Annotated in this window: 15 protein-coding genes, 2 rRNA genes and 1 pseudogene; 13 read left to right on the forward strand and 5 right to left on the reverse strand. The window is 63.1% G+C overall.

The genetic code is table 11. The features are described 5' to 3' along the window. From ACTIFK_RS18140 to ACTIFK_RS18150, 3 genes are all read left to right on the forward strand, one after another. Positions 1-984, forward strand: a 23S ribosomal RNA gene (locus ACTIFK_RS18140); the annotation flags it as partial. A gap of 241 nt (positions 985-1,225) precedes the next feature. Next, positions 1,226-1,340: ribosomal RNA gene (gene rrf, locus ACTIFK_RS18145) — 5S ribosomal RNA — on the forward strand. A 235-nt stretch (positions 1,341-1,575) separates the two neighbouring features. After that, positions 1,576-1,977 (forward strand): hypothetical protein, encoded by a 402-nt coding sequence (locus ACTIFK_RS18150; protein WP_439544423.1) that lies wholly within the window; start codon positions 1,576-1,578, stop codon positions 1,975-1,977. A 252-nt stretch (positions 1,978-2,229) separates the two neighbouring features. On the opposite strand, the gene ACTIFK_RS18155 is transcribed toward ACTIFK_RS18150, so the two are convergent. After that, positions 2,230-2,592 carry a hypothetical protein gene (locus ACTIFK_RS18155; protein WP_439544424.1) on the reverse strand — a complete coding sequence of 121 codons (363 nt, stop codon included), beginning with the start codon at positions 2,590-2,592 and terminating at the stop codon, positions 2,230-2,232. Between the two features lie 115 nt (positions 2,593-2,707). Between ACTIFK_RS18155 and msrA the strand changes: the two genes are divergently transcribed. Together msrA and ACTIFK_RS18165 are read left to right on the forward strand one after the other, a co-directional pair. Continuing rightward, positions 2,708-3,373: a peptide-methionine (S)-S-oxide reductase MsrA gene (gene msrA / locus ACTIFK_RS18160; protein WP_439544425.1), complete on the forward strand. Its 666-nt coding sequence runs from the start codon at positions 2,708-2,710 to the stop codon at positions 3,371-3,373. A 269-nt stretch (positions 3,374-3,642) separates the two neighbouring features. Then, the gene (locus ACTIFK_RS18165; RefSeq protein WP_439544426.1) at positions 3,643-3,852 is read left to right on the forward strand and encodes a hypothetical protein; all 210 of its coding nucleotides are present in this window, start codon (positions 3,643-3,645) and stop codon (positions 3,850-3,852) included. 74 nt (positions 3,853-3,926) lie between these two features. Here ACTIFK_RS18165 and ACTIFK_RS18170 read toward each other — a convergent pair whose 3' ends face one another. Beyond that, on the reverse strand, positions 3,927-5,390 hold the full coding sequence (locus tag ACTIFK_RS18170; protein ID WP_439544427.1) for a glycosyltransferase: 1,464 nt from the start codon (positions 5,388-5,390) through the stop codon (positions 3,927-3,929). A 352-nt stretch (positions 5,391-5,742) separates the two neighbouring features. Between ACTIFK_RS18170 and ACTIFK_RS18175 the strand changes: the two genes are divergently transcribed. The 4 genes from ACTIFK_RS18175 (at position 5,743) to ACTIFK_RS18190 (ending at position 9,225) form a co-directional block, all read left to right on the forward strand. Beyond that, positions 5,743-6,543 (forward strand): transporter substrate-binding domain-containing protein, encoded by an 801-nt coding sequence (locus ACTIFK_RS18175; RefSeq protein WP_439544428.1) that lies wholly within the window; start codon positions 5,743-5,745, stop codon positions 6,541-6,543. Positions 6,544-6,670: 127 nt separating this feature from the next. Continuing rightward, positions 6,671-7,468, forward strand: coding sequence for a UDP-2,3-diacylglucosamine diphosphatase (locus tag ACTIFK_RS18180; RefSeq protein WP_439544429.1), 798 nt, complete (start codon positions 6,671-6,673; stop codon positions 7,466-7,468). Continuing rightward, positions 7,468-8,529, forward strand: a complete 1,062-nt coding sequence (locus ACTIFK_RS18185) for a glycosyltransferase family 4 protein (protein ID WP_439544430.1) — start codon at positions 7,468-7,470, stop codon at positions 8,527-8,529. Before ACTIFK_RS18180 ends, ACTIFK_RS18185 begins: the two co-directional genes overlap by 1 nt. A gap of 204 nt (positions 8,530-8,733) precedes the next feature. Then, a complete protein-coding gene (locus ACTIFK_RS18190) occupies positions 8,734-9,225 on the forward strand; it encodes a hypothetical protein (RefSeq protein WP_439544431.1) in 492 nt (163 codons plus the stop codon). A 37-nt stretch (positions 9,226-9,262) separates the two neighbouring features. On the opposite strand, the pseudogene ACTIFK_RS18195 reads toward ACTIFK_RS18190, so the two are convergent. The 3 genes and pseudogenes from ACTIFK_RS18195 to ACTIFK_RS18205 all read right to left on the reverse strand — a co-directional run bounded on the left by ACTIFK_RS18195 (position 9,263) and on the right by ACTIFK_RS18205 (position 10,257). After that, positions 9,263-9,639 (reverse strand): annotated as a pseudogene (locus ACTIFK_RS18195) (glyoxalase superfamily protein). 44 nt (positions 9,640-9,683) lie between these two features. Next, the gene (infA, locus tag ACTIFK_RS18200) at positions 9,684-9,959 is read right to left on the reverse strand and encodes a translation initiation factor IF-1 (RefSeq protein ID WP_439544432.1); all 276 of its coding nucleotides are present in this window, start codon (positions 9,957-9,959) and stop codon (positions 9,684-9,686) included. Between the two features lie 91 nt (positions 9,960-10,050). After that, positions 10,051-10,257, reverse strand: coding sequence for a cold-shock protein (locus ACTIFK_RS18205; RefSeq protein WP_020084059.1), 207 nt, complete (start codon positions 10,255-10,257; stop codon positions 10,051-10,053). A gap of 672 nt (positions 10,258-10,929) precedes the next feature. On the opposite strand from ACTIFK_RS18205, the gene rpmI reads away from it, so the two are divergent. From rpmI to pheT, 4 genes are all read left to right on the forward strand, one after another. Continuing rightward, entirely contained in the window at positions 10,930-11,130 is a 201-nt protein-coding gene (gene rpmI, locus ACTIFK_RS18210) for a 50S ribosomal protein L35 (RefSeq protein WP_439544433.1), read from the forward strand. 43 nt (positions 11,131-11,173) lie between these two features. Next, the gene (gene rplT, locus ACTIFK_RS18215; protein ID WP_439544434.1) at positions 11,174-11,539 is read left to right on the forward strand and encodes a 50S ribosomal protein L20; all 366 of its coding nucleotides are present in this window, start codon (positions 11,174-11,176) and stop codon (positions 11,537-11,539) included. Between the two features lie 272 nt (positions 11,540-11,811). Beyond that, positions 11,812-12,897, forward strand: coding sequence for a phenylalanine--tRNA ligase subunit alpha (gene pheS / locus ACTIFK_RS18220; RefSeq protein WP_439544435.1), 1,086 nt, complete (start codon positions 11,812-11,814; stop codon positions 12,895-12,897). Between the two features lie 183 nt (positions 12,898-13,080). Beyond that, the gene (pheT, locus tag ACTIFK_RS18225) at positions 13,081-15,513 is read left to right on the forward strand and encodes a phenylalanine--tRNA ligase subunit beta (protein ID WP_439544436.1); all 2,433 of its coding nucleotides are present in this window, start codon (positions 13,081-13,083) and stop codon (positions 15,511-15,513) included. Positions 15,514-15,519 lie beyond the last annotated feature (6 nt).

Consider the following 15,519-nt stretch of genomic DNA (forward strand, 5'->3'; position numbering starts at 1 on the left):
GGCCGTAACTATAACGGTCCTAAGGTAGCGAAATTCCTTGTCGGGTAAGTTCCGACCTGCACGAATGGCGTAACGACCTCCCCACTGTCTCCAGCATCGGCTCAGTGAAATTGAATTCCCCGTGAAGATGCGGGGTAATTGCGGTCAGACGGAAAGACCCCGTGCACCTTTACTATAGCTTTACACTGGCATTCGTGCTGGCATGTGTAGCATAGGTGGTAGGCTTTGAAGCGGAGGCGCTAGCTTTCGTGGAGCCGAAATGTGAAATACCACCCTTGTTGACATGGATGTCTAACCGCGGCCCCTTATCGGGGTCCGGGACAGTGTATGGTGGGTAGTTTGACTGGGGCGGTCGCCTCCCAAAGAGTAACGGAGGCGCGCGATGGTAAGCTCAAGCTGGTCGGAAATCAGCTGTCGAGTGCAATGGCATAAGCTTGCCTGACTGCGAGACTGACAAGTCGAGCAGAGTCGAAAGACGGTCATAGTGATCCGGTGGCCCCACGTGAGGAGGGCCATCGCTCAACGGATAAAAGGTACGCCGGGGATAACAGGCTGATGATTCCCAAGAGTCCATATCGACGGAATCGTTTGGCACCTCGATGTCGGCTCATCTCATCCTGGGGCTGGAGCAGGTCCCAAGGGTATGGCTGTTCGCCATTTAAAGAGGTACGTGAGCTGGGTTCAGAACGTCGCGAGACAGTTCGGTCCCTATCTGCCGTAGGTGTAGGAGAATTGAGAGGATCTGACTCTAGTACGAGAGGACCGAGTTGGACGCACCTCTGGTGGACCTGTTGTCGCGCCAGCGGCACAGCAGGGTAGCTATGTGCGGACGGGATAACCGCTGAAGGCATCTAAGCGGGAAACCCACCTCGAAACGAGTTCTCCCTTGAGAACCGTGGTAGACCACCACGTTGATAGGCCAGGTGTGGAAGTGCGGCAACGCATGTAGCTTACTGGTACTAATCGTTCGATTGAACTTCGATCGCTCTCATTAAGCAATGCTCATCGTATTCGCTTACGGAGCCGGACCGCGAGCTCATGTCTCTGACACGAGCTTCGCGCAGGCTTCATTGCGGGGGCGGCAATTGTGCCGGCGCCTCATCTCGAAGCTAGTCTTCGATATGATTGGCGCTCGCGCCTAGAGGCGCGAAAAGGCGTAGCCGCTCACGATGGGCGTAGGAGCACAGGAAAGACCAAGAATTCATTCACATCACGCTTTCGCCGACCTGGTGATTATGGCGGGGTGGCTGCACCCGATCCCATTCCGAACTCGGCCGTGAAACGCCCCAGCGCCAATGGTACTTCGTCTTAAGACGCGGGAGAGTAGGTCGTCGCCAGGTCTGCAAAAGCGTGCTGTGAATAAAAAATTCGAATTCATCAAATCCTCTTCACATCGTCTACCAAGCGCCGCCCTGGCTTATGCCCGGGCGGCGTTTTGCGTTTCAATTCACGTTTCAATTTGCGGTTCTGGGCGGGTTCGCCGGTCGGTGTTTAGCAGTCCAAGCGACGCTGGCTTGGAAGGCGGTCCGACAAGTGACATTCTGCCATCCGATCGAGCGGATCGGAGATCGCGCCATGCCTCAGAACGTCGTCATTTTCGAGCGCCTTATGTACGCCTCGGTGTGCATCGCGCTTTTGAATCTCATTCTCGATGCGTCGCGGCAAGCCGGCCTGCCGGACATCGAGGCGCTCGGCGGCATGGCGTTTGTGGCCGGCGTCGCGCTGGCGACACTCGGCATCATTCTGCTGCTGATCTGGCTGATCGTGCGCAAGCGCAAGAACTGGGCGCGGATGCTGTTCGCGGTCATGTTCGTGCTGGGTCTGTGGCCGACGCTTCAGAATATCTCTCTGCTGCTCGAAGCAAATCCCGCCGTTGCGCTTCTCAGCGTGGCGCAGATCATCATCCAGGGCGCCGCGCTCTACTTCGTCTTCACCGGAGATTCCCAGCCTTGGTTTCAGGCGCCGAAGCCGGCTTAAGCCAAGGTGGCGCTTATCGCCGGCAACGGTTTGGATCAATTCTTCTCGGATTTTATGCGACGCAAGTTGCAGACTGGCGTGGGTCCCGGCCTTCGCCGGGATGACGTCAGTTAAAGGGGCTGGTGTGTGCGCCAGCAGATGCCGCCGCGACGACGGAGCATCTCAGACCGCCCATTCATGTCGATGCCAAGTCCGCAGCGGGAAGAATTTTGTCGTGTGGTGCTCCTCGCGCGGCACTTTTCCGGAAGCACGTTAGAGCGCCGCGACGCACCAGAGGCCGACGATCGCCGCCAGCGACATGACGGTCGAAATGTTGATATCGCCGAATTCGTGGACGCGGATTTCGCGAATGACCTCGGGGCCTTGGGCCATGGTGCGGGTATCGGGCTCGCGGGCCCGGATCCAGTTCCAGAAAAAGCGTCCGAACGATTGCGTGCGCCGCCAGATCTCGAAAGGCGCGCGGCGCCACCCATATTTCAATCCATAGATCACGACGATCAGGACTGCGATCTGGAGCAGGGTCGAAACCCATCCGCCGATCAGGAACCAGACAAGGGCCCACAGGACGCCGGCGGCGGTCAGGAGCGCCGAGAAGAGCCAAGCGACGATGTCCATGAAGCCCTCGGAGCGGTTGCGGCGGCGGTTTCCCGGAGTCGTGATCGGTGACGCTTGAAACGCGGCGCGCCGCGGTTCGTATTAGGATCACATGCGTATTCAGTCAGGTGAGACAATGCTGTTCTCAAGAAAAAAGACCGAAATGCCGGCGCCCGAGATGGCTCTCAAGGGCCGGCCCACCCCGCTCCCCACGGCGGAAGAGCATTTCATCTTCGGGCGGCCCATCAAGGGACCCTACCCGGCCGGCTTCGAGACCGCGATGTTCGGCATGGGCTGCTTCTGGGGTGTCGAGCGCAAGTTTTGGGAGCTCGGCGCCGGCATTTGGGTGACGGCCGTCGGGTATGCCGGCGGGTACACTCCGAATGCGACCTACGACGAGGTTTGCACCGGGCGGACGGGGCACAACGAGGTGGTGCTCGTGGTCTACGATCCGGCCGTGATCTCGTACGGACAGCTGCTCAAGACGTTCTGGGAGAGCCACAACCCGACCCAGGGCATGCGGCAGGGGAATGACGCCGGCACGCAGTATCGCTCTGGAATCTATACTTTTTCGGATGCGCAGGCGGCGGCTGCGGAGCAATCCAAGGCGGCCTACCAGCGCAATCTGACGGCAGCCGGGTTTGGGGCGATCACGACCGAGATCCTGCCGGCGCCGGAGTTCTATTTTGCCGAGGACTACCATCAGCAGTATCTGGCCAAGGTCCCACACGGCTATTGCGGGCTCGGCGGCACGGGCGTCACGTGCGCCTTGCCGACCGGTGTCTCGGCTGGCCCGAACTGAGACGCCTGAAGGCGGCGCGCGACAGTATGAAGTCGAGAGTGTTCGTGGCGCGCTGAACTTGTCATATGTGTTTCAAATATAAGGATATTCCCACAGGCCACTGCGGCCTGCGGGATACAGGACCCGTGTGAATTAACTTTTGGGCTCCGGAACTTTTCGCGCTGCACAATTTGGCCCTTATTGTGCAGTGAATGGGTCGTCAGATCCAAAACAATCGAGGGGCTACGGGAATGAGCGTAAAGCGGGTGGTATTGGCTTTGGGAGGCGCGATGGCCGCAACGGTGGCTATTGCAGAAGACTTCAAGATGCCGCCGGAAGTGACGCCGCAGCTGCGGGCCGCGTGCGAGACCGATGTCCGCCGCCTGTGCATCGGCGCCAAGCCGACAGTCAGCAAGGTCAAGGCCTGCGTGGCCGTGAAGTATTTTCAGCTCGGAAAGAAGTGCCAGGTCGAACTCGCATCGCTCGGATTCGGGCGCTGAGTCTCCGTTGCTTGCGGACGCCCTGCCGATAGGCCGGGCCATCCGGTTACCCAAAAGCCGCCCCGACCGGGCGGCTATTTTTTTGTCCCGGCGCTGGTGGCGCGGGTGAAGGCGGCTCGTGGCCGATGCGGCGTCTTTTCCCAGCCGTAGGGTGTCGTGGCGAGCTGATACAGCGCACGGTAGGCCGCCAGCGAAATCAACAGCCAATAGATCGGCATCAGCAGCGCGGACAGAGCGAGCCAGTAGCGGCCGCGGCCGGCGACGGCGATGGCGCCCAGGGCGACACCCGTGACGTAGCCCAGGACGAGGTTGGTCAAGGCGATCATGCCGATGGCATGCGAAACCGGGCCAGGATCAAGGATAGCCCACGGGCGGCCCGCGACGGCTTCCCAGATTGCGGCGGCGTAGAACCACGGATGAACGAGCGCGGACAGGATCAGCCCGCCCATCAGCACCTGGAGCCCGAAAAAGCGCAGCCACCCGAGATCGCGGGCGGTCGTGAGGGGGCGGCGCATGTGGACCAGGTAGGTCTGCATCCATCCTTTGAGCCAGCGGGTGCGCTGATTGCGCCAAGTCCGATAGGTCGCGGGCGCTTCTTCCCACGTCGTCGAGTTCAAAACCTGGACACGGTAGCCTTTGCGGGCGAGGCGGATGCCGAGGTCCGCATCCTCGGTGACGTTGAACGGGTCCCAACCGCCAACCTTTTGAAGAACCGCTCTCGAAAAGTGGTTGGACGTTCCCCCGAGCGGGACGGGAAGGTTGAAGTGCTCGAGGGTCGGCAGCATGCAATCGAACAGGGCTGTGTATTCGATCGCGAACTGGCGCGTGAGCCACGTCTCGCCGTCGTTGATGACGTTGAGGCGGGCCTGCAGGCAGCCGACGGCGGGATCGGCGGCCATACGCGCGGCGGCGCGGCGCAGTTGGTCCGGTTCGGGCATGTCCTCGGCGTCGTAGACGACGATCAAATCGCCCGTGGCGCGGCATAGCGCATAATTCAGCGCGCGAGGCTTCGTGCGGGGCTGGCCGTCGGGGACGATGACCACCGAGATGTAGCGCGGCATGCGTTGGGCCGCGACTGCCGCCCGTGTGGTCATGTCGACGTCTTCGAGGATGAGGAACACCTCCAGCTTTTCCGCCGGGTAATCGATGCGCTCAATGGCCGTGATGAGATCGGGAACGATGGCGGCCTCGTCGTAGAGCGGGATCAGGAGCGAATAGCGGGGCAGAACGGCCGGTTCAGGCTCGACGAGACGCGCGGAGGTGCGGCCCAGCCTCGAGGCGCTGTACCAAAGGGCGGCCGATTTCAGCGCCACGACGCAGAAGAACGGGACGGCGAGAATGGCAGCGAGCAGGAACAGTGTGTGCGCCAGCGAAACCGCGGCGGCGATCATCAGGGCCGATGCGGCGCCAAACAGCGCGTGTTTCTGCCAGACCCAGATCGGCATTGCGGCCGACAGATCGGGCATCGCCTGGCGGAGGCCGTTCACGGCGGCATGGAGGTCGCGCCGTTCGACGGCGCTCGGGAGTTTGGGCTCCAAATAATTCCGGTGGAGCCGTTTGCCCGATCCTGGAGGGGCGCCAGGGCGAGGGCCAGGATGAGGGCGCAGCCGGCTCTGCGGCGCAAGCGGGCCGACACGTCGGCTTACGTGAGCACGTTGATCCACGTCGGACCGGCCCCCCCCGAGCTCCCCAATGAGCTGTTCACACAGCTCGCTCCGGTATCGATCTTGCCATAATGCTTTCGATGTTGAATAGCAGTTTGGGACAAGTTCTCGTGAGGCTCGCCAGATGTCGGTCCAGACCGTGCTCTCGGACTTTGGAGGTCGCGCACGCAGGTGCGTGCGGGCGGCGCATTCACGCGCGTGCGCGGCGATAGGCTGTGCGGGCGTCGTGCTCGTTTGCGTCGCTGCGGCGTTCACGCCGGTAGCTGCCCTCGGCCAGGAGAGCACTCCGGCGACGATCGCGGCGGACGGACAGACCGAACCGCGCCGCGTGGTCATCCGCTTTCTCACCGAGGGTGAATTTCCGCCCTTCAACTACTACGACGATGAAGGCGTGCTTTCCGGTTTCAACGTCGATCTCGCGCGCGCCATCTGCCTCGAGGTGGGGGCGGCCTGCGATATCAAGGTCAAGCCCTGGGAAGAGCTGCTGGGCGCTCTCAAGCGGGGCGATGCAGATGCCGTCATCGCGGCTCATCGCGTCACGGCCGGCGGATTGGCCGAGGTCGACTTTTCCGATCGCTACTTCTACACGCCGGGGCGGTTCGCCGGAAAAACCGGCGAGGCGCGGCCGGACCTGCGGCCCGACGAGCTCGACGGCGTGACCATCGGTGTCGCAAAAGGCACCGCGCATGAGGCGTTCGTGCGGGCGTTCTACAGGGACAGCCGCATCGTGCTGTTCGAGAACCCGGAGCTGGCGCGGGAGGCGCTACAACAGGGGAAGGTGGAGCTGATCTTCGACGACGCGATCAGCCTCGCCCTCTGGATCAACGGATCGCTGTCGCGACAGTGCTGCGAGTTCAAGGGCGACGCGTTCCTCGAGCCCAAGTACTTCGGCGACGGGCTGGCCATGGCGCTGCCGAAAAACGATCCGCAGATCAAAACCCTGATCAACGACGCCCTCAAGAAGGTGCGGCAGAGCGGCCGATTCCAGGAGATCGTGGAGCGCTATTTTCCGGTGCGGATTTACTAGTATCCGCGGCTTTTCAACCCTTCGGGCGGCCGGCCGCGTCCCGGCCGGCTCATTGTCATACTCCTGAAATGCAAATCCCGTTCTAAGGAGCCGAGAGACCCCACTGGGCGGATCGGAGGTTCTACGCATGGGGATGGAGCGGACATATCGAACTCTGTTCATATCGGACGTGCATCTCGGAACGCGCTCGTCGCAGGCGGATGCTCTGCTCGAGTTTCTGAAGCACATCGACGCCGAGACGATTTACCTTGTCGGCGATATCATCGACTTCTGGCGCATCAAGCGGGGCGCCGTTTGGCCCCAATCCCACAACGACGTGCTGCAGAAGATCCTGCGCAAGGTGCGCAAGGGCACGCGCGTGGTGTTCATTCCCGGTAATCACGACGAGGGCATCCGCGACTACGCGGGCATGCACTTCGGCGGCATCGAGATCGAGCGGCAGGCCATTCACACGATGGCCGACGGCCGGCGTTTCGTCGTGCTGCACGGCGACGAGTATGACGTGGTGGTGCGGTACGCGCGCTGGCTGGCGTTCCTCGGCGACCGCAGCTACGAGTTCGCGCTGTGGCTCAACTCGCCCTTGAATTTCGTCCGGCGCCATCTGGGGCTGGGGTTCTGGTCGCTGTCGGCCTACCTCAAACACCGCGTCAAGACGGCCGTGAATTTCATCGGCGAGTTCGAGAAAGCGCTGGCCGAAGAAGCGCGGCGCCAGCACGTCGACGGCGTCATTTGCGGCCACATCCATCACGCGGCGAACCGCGACATCGGCGGAATTCACTACATCAACACCGGTGATTGGGTGGAGAGCTGCACGGCGATCGGAGAAACGGAGAACGGAGACATCGAGCTGATCCGCTGGCACGACGTGGTGCGTAGTCACGCCGCCGAGACGCCGGCCGAGACAGCAGCGCTTCAGGCCGCGTAATGCGCATTCTGCTGGCGACGGACGCGTGGTCGCCGCAGATCAACGGCGTCGTGCGTACCTATCAGCGGCTTCAGGCCGAACTCAAGCGCATGGGGATCGAGCTTGCGGTGCTCGGGCCTGAGAATTTCCGCTGCGTGCCGTGCCCGAGCTATCCCGACATCGGACTCGCGCTGCCAGATCTCAAACGTTGCACGGATCTGATCGAGGCCGCGGGGCCGGACGCGATCCACATCGCCACCGAGGGGCCGGTCGGGTGGATGGCGCGGCGCTACTGCACGCGGCGGAAGCTGCCCTTCACGAGCAGTTTCCATACGCGCTTTGCGGATTACGTCAGCGCCCGCTGGCCGGTGCCCGAAGCCTGGGTTTACGCTTTTCAGAAACGCTTCCATGCGCGCAGCGCCGGCGTCATGGTGGCGACGCACAGCCTGGCGGCCGATCTCTCGGCGCGCGGCTTCCAGCGCCTGATGCCCTGGACGCGCGGCGTCGACACGGACCTTTTCCGGCCGCGCGCGAAGCGGCTGTTCGGCGACGATCCGGTGTTTCTCTATGTGGGCCGCGTCGCGGTCGAGAAAAACATCGAGGCGTTCCTGCAGCTCGACCTGCCCGGCGTGAAGGTCGTGGTGGGTGACGGTCCGCAGCTCGCCGATCTGCAGGCGCGCTACGGCGACGTCATTTACACCGGCGTTCGCGAAGGCGACGATCTCGCCGACTGCTACGCGTCAGGCGATGTTTTCGTTTTTCCAAGCCTGACCGACACCTTTGGCATGGTGATGCTGGAGGCCATGGCGTCGGGCGTGCCCGTTGCCGCATTTCCGGCCATCGGACCCAAGGATCTCGTCACGGCTGGCGTCTCCGGCGTGCTGTCGCGGGATCTCGGCGCGGCTGCGCGGGCGGCCCTGGGTCTCGATCGCGCCGCGGTCCGCGAGGCGGCGCTGGCGTTCACCTGGCAGGCGGCCGCGAAGCTCTTTCTGTCCAACATCGACAGCGCGCGCGCCAATGCCCGCGGCCGCGACGCTCCCGCAGGCCGCGGCGTCGAACTCGCACGGCCCCGGTCGGTGTGAGTGTCCACATTTGTACGGACCCATTCCGGCCTTTGTCGCAAATTGCGTTGGTCGTTGTGGATGAATTGATTATGCTCGCGCCCTTCATCTCGATTGAACGGCGGGGGCAGACGTTCAATGCGGTTTCGCTGCAGTTCCGCTGCACACCTTCTGTTGGTCATGGCGTTGCTGGCGTTTCCAGGAGCGGCGCATAGCAAATGCCGGATGAAGAGTCCGGATGTTTCGATCAACGGCATCAAACTCACCGACCGCGACAGCGCGGTCGCCATCGTGGGCTCGGGCGCCGATCTGATCGAGAGCGAGGAAGATCTGCCGCATACGCGTTTCGTCTCGCGGAGCGGTGCGCAGGAACTGGTGTTGTTCGCTGCGTTCGGCGCCGTTGAGGACGAATATTCGGAAGTCGAGGTCAAGGCCGCCGGCGCGGAAGCGCTGGTGCTGCGTGACTTGCCGATCGAGAGTTTCAAATCCGGGCGCGGCGTGGAGCTGGGAATGAGCGTCGCCGAAGTGCAGGCGCTGTTCGGGACGTGCTTCAAATCAAAAGAGAAAAACGGCGACGAGCTGTTCTTCGAGTATGAGATCACCGCCGCGGACCGCGATGCGGAGCTCAAGGATTTCGGGTTTCCTATCTATTATGCGGAATACGAATTCAAGAAGGGGAAGCTGACGCGCTTCCGTTTCGGGTTCGCCTATCCGTGATGGGGGCGTGACGGCGCGAGCGCAGGCGCTGAGCGCGCTACACGTCCACGAACGTGATGCGGTTGCCGGCCGGATCCGCAATCGACATTTCAAGCCCGCCCCAGTCCGGAGTATTGAGGCCGGGCCGGGCGTTCTTGTAGCGCTTGGCAGTCAGCTCGGCATGCAACTCGCGCAGACCTTCGACCATCACGCGAATATTGGCGCCGGGCGAGAGCCGTCGCCATGATGCTCCGAGATGTGGAACACGATGCCGTCGCGGCTCACCTGCATGTAGAGCGGCAGGTCCGGCTCGAACCGATGTTCCCAGTCGATCGTGAAACCGAGAAAGCCGACGTAGAACTCCCGCGCCTTGGCTTCGTCGAAGCTGCGCAGCACCGGGATCGTTCGCGCGGGAGCTGCATTCCGTGATCCGATTTTCACAAACCGAGTGGTGCCGCACGCGTGCGCGGGGTGGCCGACTAGCGCCGCGGACGCTGACCGCCGCCCGGACCCGTCGAAGGCGGGCCGGACCGGGTGTCCTTGTGGCGGAAGTTGATGCGGCCCTTGGTGAGATCGTAGGGCGTCATCTCGACCGTGACCTTGTCGCCGGCAAGAATACGGATGCGGTTCTTCTTCATCCGTCCCGACGTGTAGGCAATGACTTCATGTCCGTTGTCGAGCTTTACGCGGCAGCGGGCGTCGGGAAGCACCTCCTCCACCACACCTTCGAACTCGAGCATCTCTTCCTTCGCCATTCAATCTCCCTGGGCGATCCCGACTGTCATTCATGCAAAAGCAACGGGGAGCAGACCAGTCCGCTCCCCGTGCTTCTTGTTTCGTTTTAACTTAAAGCGGCCGAAGGTTCACAGCGGCAATTTTGCCGTTGCGGCCACGTTCCGTCTCGTAGGCGATCTTCTGACCCTCGCGGAGAGTTTGCAGACCTGCACGCTCCACGGCCGAGATGTGCACGAACACATCAGCCCCGCCCTCTTCAGGCTGAATGAAGCCGTATCCCTTTTGACCGTTGAACCACTTAACAGTGCCGTTCGACATTAGTGTGCCTCCAAAGCAGGTCGTCATATCCCCGGACCCGATGACCGGAGATGTCATCAAATCGCGCGATGGAGACTTTGAGTGTCAGCGTGAGGCGCTGTCGCAAGTGAACCAAGGCGTGTTCGATTGCCCTATATGAACCGCCTTTTTTATAAAGGCAAGATGTTGCGCGGTGTTAAGAGAGTATGATCTGGAAACCACTGGTCTCGATGCCGAATTGAACAGCATAAGTAAACAACGATACTTCAGGAACAAGTCTCCGCAATCACGCCAACTGTGAACCGTGATGCTGTGTCCGCAGCGTGCTGACCAAATCAAAATCAGGTTTTGACGCAGAGAACTGTCTCAGCAACCTTGGTAATCTTGTTCAGGGGTCGCGAAATCCGGCCGCGGCTTTGCTGGAGGCTCCGCGTTACCGGATTCACCGGCCAAAACCCGTCGCCAGCCTTCGACGGGGCATATTGCAATTGCACAGTCTCGCCCGTATAAGTCCGCCCAGAGCCGCCCGGCGGGGCATGCCGTGGCGGCTTCTATGCTTTTACCATCCGCGGATTCCGCACTGAAAGCATGCTCTGCCCGCTTTGCGCCTCGGCGCGTGGCGACGCAGGGTCTGCCTAGCCAATCGCTTTTTGGCAAGGCATGCGGACCGCTTAGAACTGCAAGGAGAGCCAAATGCCCAAGATGAAGACCAAGAGCGGCGCCAAAAAGCGCTTCAAGATTACTGGTACCGGCAAAGTCATGGCAGCGGCCCAGGGCAAACGTCACGGCATGATCAAGCGCCACGCGAAGTTCATTCGCGATGCACGCGGGACGATGGTGCTGAACGACTCCGACGCGAAAATCGTCAAGAAGTACATGCCCTACGCTCGCTAACTCCGCCTTCGATCGCCCTATCCAGTCATAAGGAAGCTCACCCATGGCTCGCGTCAAACGCGGTGTAACCGCCCACGCCAAGCACAAGAAAGTTCTCAAGGCCGCCAAAGGCTATTACGGCCGCCGCAAGAGCACCATTCGCATCGCCAAGCAGGCCGTCGAGAAGGCGCTGCAGTACGGCTACCGGGATCGCAAGCGCAAGAAGCGCACGTTCCGGGCTCTTTGGATCCAGCGTATCAACGCCGCCACCCGCGAGCATGGCCTGACCTACGGCCGCTTTATTCACGGCCTCTCGGTTGCAGGCATCGACATCGACCGCAAGGTGCTGGCCGACCTCGCCGTGCAGGATGCGGCAGCGTTCAAGGCGCTAGTCGAACAGGCTGCTGCGGCCGTCAAGAAGGCCGCTTAAGCTCTCGACTTGCCGGCCACGGCCGGGTTTCACGAACATGACGGCGGGGAGCAGTCCGCCGTCGAGGGATGGGCGCCACGCGCGGGCTTGCGCCGCCGGTCTCGCCTGTCTTTCTTCCCGCCCGGACATCGCCTGTCCGGGCTCTCCTCTTGCCCGGGTCTTGCTGGCCGAGCGACGTTCGGGATGACATTCTCCGGCCCGCGGCCCCCATTCGCCTGCCTTATGGCCGATGCGGGCCAATCTGGGCCGTCAGCAGCAAAGGGGTTGTGCCCATGACCGGGACGTCGACCGGCACGTCGGAACTCGAAGCCCTTCAATCCGAGCTTCTGGCCGAGATCGCCACCGCGCAGGATCTCGCGCAGCTCGAGGCCGTGCGCGTCAAGGTGACCGGCAAGAAGGGCCCGATCGCCCAGCAGATGTCCAAGCTCGCGACCTTGCCTCCCGAGGAGCGCAAAGCGTTCGGCGCCGCGAACAACGCCGTCAAGGCGGTGGTGACGCAGTCCCTGGAGGCGCGCCGCGCGGACCTCGAGGAAGCGGCGCTCGAAGCGCGCCTCGCGCACGAACGCGCCGACGTGACGCTGCCGGTGCGGTCAGGACCGGAGGCGCTGGGGCGCATCCATCCCGTCAGCCAAGTGTTCGACGAGTGCGTCGAGATCTTCGCCGACCTCGGGTTCGACGTGGCCGAAGGGCCGGATATCGAAACCGACGAGATGAATTTCGGCAAGCTCAACATTCCGGCCGAACATCCGGCGCGCCAGGAACACGACACGTTCTACTTCCCGCCGAAGCCCGATGGGTCGCGGTTGCTTCTGCGAACGCATACGAGCCCGGTGCAGATCCGGACGATGCAGAACCGGAAGCCGCCGATCCGCATCATCGCGCCTGGCCGCGTCTATCGTTGCGACAGCGACCAGACGCACACGCCGATGTTCCATCAGATCGAAGGGCTGGTCATCGACGAGACCACGCACATGGGCCATCTCAAGTGGGTGCTTGAGGAATTCTGCAAGGCGTTCTTCGAGGTTTCGGATGTGAAGATGCGTTTCCGCGCGTCGCACTTCCCGTTCACGGAGCCGTCGATGGAAGTCGATATCGGCGCGGAAGCAATCGGCAAGCCCGGCCAGTGGCTCGAAATTCTCGGCTGCGGCATGGTGCATCCGAACGTGCTCATCAACTGCGGGCTCGATCCTGAGAAGTACCAGGGCTTCGCGTTCGGCATGGGCCTCGACCGACTGACGATGCTGAAATACGGCGTGCCGGATCTTCGCGCGTTCTTTTCCGCCGATCTCCGCTGGCTGCGCCACTACGGTTTTTCCGTGCTCGACGTGCCGACCCTCGGCGGCGGGCTTTCGGGCTAAGTTCCCTCTCCCCAAGGGGAGAGGGTTAGGGTGAGGGGGCGTGCGACACGCGCGACCGTCTGCGCATGCTGCAGGCCCCCTCACCCGGACGCGATCTTCGATCGCGCCCGGCCTCTCCCCAAGGGGAGAGGCGAAGGGCGTGCTCGCCCTCTCTCCTGCGGGGAGAGGATCAGGGAGTGACCAATGAAATTCACGCTCAGCTGGCTCAAGGATCATCTCAGGACGAAGGCGTCCGTCGAGGAGATCGCGACGAAGCTTTCGGCCATCGGGCTCGAAGTGGAAAGCGTCGAGGATCCGGCGGCGAAGCTCGGCGCGTTCCGTGTCGCGCGCATCGTCGAGGCCAAGCGCCATCCGAACGCGGACAAGCTGCAGATCGTGCAGGTCGAGGTCGAAAAAGGCCAGCCGCTGTTCGAAGTCGTGTGCGGAGCGCCGAATGCGCGCGCCGGCATGATCAGCGTGTTCGCGCCGCTCGGCACCTACATTCCCGGCTCCAAGATCACGCTCGAGAAGAAGCCGGTGCGCGGCGTCGTCTCGAACGGCATGATGTGCTCGGCGGCCGAACTCGAGCTTGCCAGCGACGCCGAAGGCATTCTCGATCTGCCGGCCGAGATGGCCGAGCAGGTTGGCGCCCGCTACATTGATGCGGCTGGACTCAACGACCCCGTGTTCGAAGTGAAGCTGACGCCGAACCGGCCGGATTGCACGGGCGTGCGCGGTATCGCGCGCGATCTCGCGGCGGCGGGCGTGGGTGAGCTCAAGGACGAGAAGACGATCTCCGGCGTCGAAGGCGGCTTCGACAACCCAGTCGAAATCAAGCTCGACTTCGCGAAGGACAATGCGGACGCGTGTCCCGTGTTCGCGGGCCGCCTGATCAAGGGCGTTACGAACGGCCCGTCGCCGGACTGGATGCAGACCCGTCTCAAGGCCGTTGGGCTGCGGCCGATCAATGCGCTGGTGGACGTGACGAACTACATCAGCCAGGACCGCGGCCGGCCGTTGCATGTCTATGACGCCGACAAGCTCAAGGGCGCCGTGCGCGCGCGCCTCGGCAAGGACGGTGAAAAGTTTCTTGGCCTCGACGGCAAGGAGTATGGCGTCGACGGCACGATGTGCGTGATCGCAGACGACAGCGGGCCTCTCGGGCTTGGTGGCGTCATCGGCGGAGAGGCGTCAGGCTCGACGGACGCGACCAAGAACGTGCTGATCGAGAGCGCCTATTTCGATCCGCTGCGGACGGCTTCGACCGGGCGCAAGACCGGGCTCGTTACGGATGCCCGCTACCGGTTCGAGCGCGGCGTCGATCCCGAAAGCGTGCTGCCGGGCCTCGATCTCGCGACGCAGATGATCCTCAAGATTTGCGGCGGCAAGCCGTCCAAGGCGACGCTTGCGGGCAAGGTTCCGGATACGAAGCGCTGCATCGTGTTCGATCTCGACCGCGTGGAGAAGCTCTCGGGACTGGCGCTGCCGGTTGACGAGATCACGACCATTCTCGAGACGCTCGGGTGCGTGCTGGTCGGCGAAGGCAAGGTGTTCGAGGTGACGCCGCCGTCATGGCGTCCGGACATTCACGGGTCGGCGGATCTCGTCGAAGAAGTCGTGCGCATCGCCGGCATCGAGCGCATTCCCGCGACGCCGCTGCCGCGGACGAGCGGTATCGCACGCGCCGTGCTGACGGACCGGCAGAAGCGCGCGCGCAAGGTGCGCCGCCTGCTGGCCGCGCGCGGGCTCGTCGAAGCCGTGACGTGGTCGTTCCTGCCGAAGGCGCAAGCGGAGGCGTTCGGCGCCGGGGCGACGCTGGTTGAATTGGCCAACCCGATTTCCGTGGATCTGGCCGTGATGCGGCCGAGCCTGCTGCCGGGCCTGCTGACGGCGGTCGAACGCAATCGCAACCGCGGCATTGCCGACGTGGGGCTGTTCGAACTCGGGCAGGCCTATCGCGGCGAGGCGCCCGACGATCAGTTCGTGGCGGCTGCCGGCGTGCGCGCCGGGACGGCGGGCGTATCCGGCGGCGGACGGCATTGGGACGGCCGCGCGGCGGACGTGTCCGTGTTCGACGCCAAGTCCGATGCGCTGGCTGTCATCGCCGCGCTGGGGATCGATGCCTCGAAGGCGCAGATCACGCCCGACGCGCCGGCGTGGTTCCATCCCGGCCGGTCGGGCACGCTGCGGCTCGGCCCGAAGACGGTGCTCGCGCATTTCGGCGAGATCAATCCGCGGACGCTTGCCGCGCTCGATGTGGCGGCTCCCGTGGTGGCGTTCCAGGTGTTTCTCGACGCAGCTCCGGCCGAAAAGAAGAAGAGCCGGGCCAAGGCGCCTCTGGCGCAATCCGACCTGCTGCCGGTGCGGCGCGATTTCGCTTTCGTGCTGGATCGCGGCGTGAACGCGGGTGACGTCGTGCGTGCTGCGCTGGGCGCGGACAAGGCGCTGATCTCGGGCGTCGCCGTGTTCGACGTGTTCGAGGGCGGCGCGCTGGCGGCGGAAGGGAAGAAGTCGGTCGCCATCGAAGTGACGCTACAGCCCGCGGCCGAGACGCTGACGGACAAGGACATCGAGGCGATCGCTCAGAAGGTGATCGCGGACGTCAAGAAGGCGACGGGCGGCGAGATCCGAAGCTAGGCGGAG

The organism is Hyphomicrobium sp., assembly GCF_051860585.1.
GTDB lineage: Bacteria > Pseudomonadota > Alphaproteobacteria > Rhizobiales > Hyphomicrobiaceae > Hyphomicrobium_C.

What these genes read in the sequence shown, in the direction of transcription:
- ACTIFK_RS18150 (WP_439544423.1), top strand. Translation starts at nt 1,576, where the DNA reads ATGCCTCAGAACGTCGTCATTTTCGAGCGCCTTATGTACGCCTCGGTG.
- ACTIFK_RS18155 (WP_439544424.1), bottom strand. Translation starts at nt 2,592, where the DNA reads ATGGACATCGTCGCTTGGCTCTTCTCGGCGCTCCTGACCGCCGCCGGC.
- msrA (WP_439544425.1), top strand. Translation starts at nt 2,708, where the DNA reads ATGCTGTTCTCAAGAAAAAAGACCGAAATGCCGGCGCCCGAGATGGCT.
- ACTIFK_RS18165 (WP_439544426.1), top strand. Translation starts at nt 3,643, where the DNA reads ATGGCCGCAACGGTGGCTATTGCAGAAGACTTCAAGATGCCGCCGGAA.
- ACTIFK_RS18180 (WP_439544429.1), top strand. Translation starts at nt 6,671, where the DNA reads ATGGGGATGGAGCGGACATATCGAACTCTGTTCATATCGGACGTGCAT.
- ACTIFK_RS18185 (WP_439544430.1), top strand. Translation starts at nt 7,468, where the DNA reads ATGCGCATTCTGCTGGCGACGGACGCGTGGTCGCCGCAGATCAACGGC.
- ACTIFK_RS18190 (WP_439544431.1), top strand. Translation starts at nt 8,734, where the DNA reads ATGAAGAGTCCGGATGTTTCGATCAACGGCATCAAACTCACCGACCGC.
- infA (WP_439544432.1), bottom strand. Translation starts at nt 9,959, where the DNA reads ATGGCGAAGGAAGAGATGCTCGAGTTCGAAGGTGTGGTGGAGGAGGTG.
- ACTIFK_RS18205 (WP_020084059.1), bottom strand. Translation starts at nt 10,257, where the DNA reads ATGTCGAACGGCACTGTTAAGTGGTTCAACGGTCAAAAGGGATACGGC.
- rpmI (WP_439544433.1), top strand. Translation starts at nt 10,930, where the DNA reads ATGCCCAAGATGAAGACCAAGAGCGGCGCCAAAAAGCGCTTCAAGATT.
- rplT (WP_439544434.1), top strand. Translation starts at nt 11,174, where the DNA reads ATGGCTCGCGTCAAACGCGGTGTAACCGCCCACGCCAAGCACAAGAAA.
- pheS (WP_439544435.1), top strand. Translation starts at nt 11,812, where the DNA reads ATGACCGGGACGTCGACCGGCACGTCGGAACTCGAAGCCCTTCAATCC.
- pheT (WP_439544436.1), top strand. Translation starts at nt 13,081, where the DNA reads ATGAAATTCACGCTCAGCTGGCTCAAGGATCATCTCAGGACGAAGGCG.